This window comes from Nocardia araoensis NBRC 100135 (assembly GCF_000308435.1).
Classification (GTDB): domain Bacteria; phylum Actinomycetota; class Actinomycetes; order Mycobacteriales; family Mycobacteriaceae; genus Nocardia; species Nocardia araoensis.
Genome location: NZ_BAFR01000108.1, coordinates 1 through 3833, shown reverse-complemented (window position 1 = coordinate 3833; position 3833 = coordinate 1). Strand labels below are relative to the sequence as shown.

Below are 3833 nucleotides of genomic sequence, written 5' to 3'. Positions count from 1 at the left end.
GGGAATGGTGTGTCCACCGAGGTGGGTGCTCAGCTGCGCGAGGACCACGCCGACGACCGCGGCCGACACCGTGGTGCCGATCGAGCGCATCAAGGTGTTGAAGCTGTTGGCCGACGCCGTTTCCGACAGCGGCACCGCGCCCATGATGAGCGCGGGCATCGAGCCGTAGGCGAGGCCGACGCCACCGCTGCACACACAGGTGACGATGAGCAGGCCCCAGGTCGACCCCATCAGGGCGACCGACGAGCCGTAGCCGAGGGCGATCACCATGCTGCCGATGGCGAGGGTCACCTTCGGCCCGCGCGCGGCCGACAGCCGGGCGCCGAGCGGGGAGACCGCCATCATCACCAGTCCGGCGGGGGCCATCCACAATCCCATCGCCAGCATGGACTGCCCGAGCCCGTAGCCGGTGGCCACCGGAAGCTGCAGCAGCTGCGGGATGATCAACGACTGCGCGTACATGGCGAACCCGACGACGATCGAGGCCGCGTTGGTCAGCAGCACCTGCGTGCGCGCGGTCACCCGCAAGTCGACCAGCGGGTCCGCGGTGCGCAGCTCCCACCAGCCCCAGACCGCGAGGACCGCGACCGCGACCGCGAACAGACCGAGGACGGTTCCGCTCGTCCAGCCCCAATCGGCGCCCTTGGACACCGCGAGCAACAGGCACACCAGCGCCGTGCCGAGACCGAGTGCGCCGGGAACGTCGAAACCGCCGCCGCCGCGCGCCGGGATGGCGGGCACCAGCAGCCAGATCAGCGTGGCGACACCCGCGCTCAGCACGGCCGAACCCCAGAACAGCACGCGCCAGCTGGCGTTCTCGGCCACCGCGGCGGCCAGCGGAAGACCCAGCGCGCCACCGATGCCCATCGACGCGCTCATCACCGCGATGGACGTGCCGAGCCGTTCGGCGGGCAGGACGTCGCGCAACGCGCTGATGCCGAGAGGGACGACACCCATGCCGATGCCCTGCAGGCCGCGCCCGGCGATCATCGGCACGACCGAGCTCGCCATCGCGCAGACCAGCGATCCGGCGATGAGCGGAACCGTGCACGCCAGCAGCATGCGGCGCTTGCCGTAGAGATCGCCGAGGCGACCGGTGATCGGGGTGGCGACCGCACCGGCGAGCAGCGTCGCCGTGATCACCCAGGACGCGTTGGACGCCGTGGTGCCCAGGATTCGGGGCAGGTCCCCGATCAGCGGCACCACCAAGGTTTGCATCAATGCGGCCACGATGCCCGCCGCCGCGAGTACGCCGACGATGCCCTCGGGCCGAGCTGCCGATGGTGCTGTCACGCGGGTCTCCCTCTCTCTTCGATTCTTGTGCACGGTACATATGAATTGCACTATGCACAAGAGTCGTATTATGCAAATGTTCTGGTTGGGCAATGGGGGTGTGATATAGGTGCGGAAGATGAGCCCGTAGCTGGCGGATATCGGCAGGAGCGTTGTGTGGACAAGCCCGTATCTTCGGTGGAGTTCGAGACCATGCTGCTGGGGCGGCACAGCCTCAGCGCCAAGGCCCGCCGGGGCCGTGGTCATCTCGACCGCAGCGCCTACACGGTGTTGAGCAGGCTGCGAGTGCAGGGCCCGATGTCCGTGGGGGAGCTCAGCGACGCCTTCGGACTGGACACCTCGACGCTGCACCGGCAGACGACCGCGATGCGCGGAGCCGGTCTGATCGAGCGCATTCCGGATCCGGAAGGCGGCATGGCGCGCAAATTCCGTATCACCGCCGAGGGTGGGCGTCAACTCGACGCCGAGCGCGCCTACAACGTCCGCGCGCTCGAGAACGTGCTCGCGGACTGGTCGGCGCAGGACATCGCCGCGTTCGCCGAATTCCTCAAACGGTTCAACACCGACATCGAACGCATCGACAAGCGTCCCTGGCCCCGGCCGTGAACGCCGGCTCACGGTCCCGGATGCACACGGAATCTCCACAATCGCCGCAGGATCTCTCCACTGGCGATGGCTAGGGTTCGGTGCATGGAACACAGCGCACCGGCGCGGGCCGCACGGCGAATCCTGGTGGTGGACGACGAGATCACCATCGCCGAATCCGTCGCGGCACGCCTGCGGGCGGAGGGATACACCGTCGACCTCGCCCACGACGGCCCCTCGGCCGTCACCGCGGCCGAGACGGTCGGCCCCGACCTGGTGGTGCTCGACGTCATGCTGCCGGGTTTCGACGGACTGGAGGTGTGCCGCCGCATCCAGGCGCGCCGCCCGGTGCCGGTGCTCATGCTCACCGCGCGTGCCGACGAGACCGACCAGCTCGTCGGATTGGGGGTCGGCGCGGACGACTATCTCACCAAGCCGTTCTCGCTGCGCGTGCTCGCGGCCCGGGTGCACGCGCTGCTGCGCAGGCTGGATCGGGCGGCCGACCGCGATGGCGCGACGATCCTCGTCGGTGACCTGCGGATCGATCTCGACCAGCGCCGGGTCTGGCGCGCGGAGGTGGAGGCCCTGCTCACGCCGCTGGAGTTCGATCTGCTCACTCGGCTGGCCCGTCGCCCGCGCACGGTGCTCGCGCGCGAGCGACTGCTCGAAGACGTCTGGGACTGGTCCGACGCGGCGGGCACCCGCGCGGTCGACAGCCACATCAAGGCGTTGCGCCGCAAACTCGGCGCCGACCTGATCCGCACCGTGCGCGGCGTCGGATACGCCTTGGAGGCCCGATGAGTTCCCGGCCCGGGCGCGTATCCGGAGTGGAGCGCGAATTGTCGAGTGGGCCTGCTTGTTTCGCCGTGGTGCGCAGGGTGAGCGACCGGATCGCCGAGCTGTTGCCCCGGCCGTTGGACCCGGTGAAGTCGATCAAACTGAAACTCGCCATCCTCATGCTGTGCTCCGGCGGCGTCGCGTTCGGATTCTTCCGGTTCAAGATCGGATGGTTGCCGCCGCGCACCACGCTCACCGCGGTGGCGATCGCGTTGCTCACCTCGCAGTTCCTCGCCCACGGCATCACCAGGCCGCTGCGGGAGATGACCGCGGCGGCGAAACGGATGGCCCAGGGCGACTACACCCTGCGGGTGCGGGCGAGTTCGCGCGACGAAGTCGGGCAGCTGGCCGAGGCGTTCAACCAGATGGCGGCCGACCTCGCGGCGGCCGACCGGCAACGCCGCGATCTCATCGCGAACGTCTCCCACGAATTGCGTACGCCCATCACCGCTTTGCAGGCGGTGCTGGAGAACCTCGTCGACGGCGTCTCCCAACCCGACCCGGCGACCCTGCGCACCGCGCTCGCCCAGACCGAACGGCTCACCCTGCTGGTCTCCGAATTGCTCGATCTCTCCAGCATCGAAGCGGGCGCCTTCCCGCTCGATCGCGAGGAGTTGCCGATCGCGCCGCTGCTGGCCGACGTCGTCGCCGAAGCGGAGGTCATGACCGCCGCGCTCGGGCGCGGTGTGCGCTTCCGCACCGATGTGCTGCCCGGCGCCGCCCGCGTGTACGCCGACCGTGCGCGTCTGCATCAGGTGCTGCTCAACCTGCTCGACAACGCCGCTCGCCACGGCCCCGCGGGCGGTGAGGTCCGCTTGGCCGCGCGTGCCTCGCAGGGCGAGGTCGTGATCGACGTCGAGGACGACGGCCCCGGCATCCCGCTCGCCGAACGCGCCCGGGTCTTCGACCGGTTCACCAGGGGCGGCCGTACCACCGGCGGGGGAACCGGGCTCGGCTTGGCCATCGCCCGCTGGGTGGTCGACCTGCACGGCGGCAGCATCGCGGTCGCCGAGCCGGGCTCCCGTATCCGGGTCGTTCTGCCCGGCCGCTGACCTGTCATTCCTCCCACCCGGACCGCCAGGACGGTGCCGGGGTGATTCCGCACGCCTATCGAAGGG

General features: G+C 69.8%; 4 protein-coding genes. 3 read left to right on the top strand and 1 reads right to left on the bottom strand.

The features are described 5' to 3' along the window. Window positions 1–1293: MFS transporter (locus ON21_RS14000; protein WP_039798313.1), on the bottom strand; the 1293-nt coding region annotated here is incomplete at its 3' end. A gap of 156 nt (window positions 1294–1449) precedes the next feature. Here ON21_RS14000 and ON21_RS13995 point away from each other — a divergent pair. The 3 genes from ON21_RS13995 to ON21_RS13985 all read left to right on the top strand — a co-directional run bounded on the left by ON21_RS13995 (window position 1450) and on the right by ON21_RS13985 (window position 3767). Further along, the gene (locus tag ON21_RS13995; protein WP_039798312.1) at window positions 1450–1899 is read left to right on the top strand and encodes a MarR family winged helix-turn-helix transcriptional regulator; all 450 of its coding nucleotides are present in this window, start codon (window positions 1450–1452) and stop codon (window positions 1897–1899) included. 84 nt (window positions 1900–1983) lie between these two features. Next, window positions 1984–2679, top strand: coding sequence for a response regulator (locus tag ON21_RS13990; RefSeq protein ID WP_083880609.1), 696 nt, complete (start codon window positions 1984–1986; stop codon window positions 2677–2679). Beyond that, window positions 2676–3767, top strand: coding sequence for a HAMP domain-containing sensor histidine kinase (locus tag ON21_RS13985; protein WP_083880608.1), 1092 nt, complete (start codon window positions 2676–2678; stop codon window positions 3765–3767). Before ON21_RS13990 ends, ON21_RS13985 begins: the two co-directional genes overlap by 4 nt. Window positions 3768–3833 lie beyond the last annotated feature (66 nt).

Excerpts from the sequence above, each read along its gene's own strand:
- ON21_RS13990 (WP_083880609.1), top strand. The coding sequence starts at position 1,984 with ATGGAACACAGCGCACCGGCGCGGGCCGCACGGCGAATCCTGGTGGTG.
- ON21_RS13985 (WP_083880608.1), top strand. The coding sequence starts at position 2,676 with ATGAGTTCCCGGCCCGGGCGCGTATCCGGAGTGGAGCGCGAATTGTCG.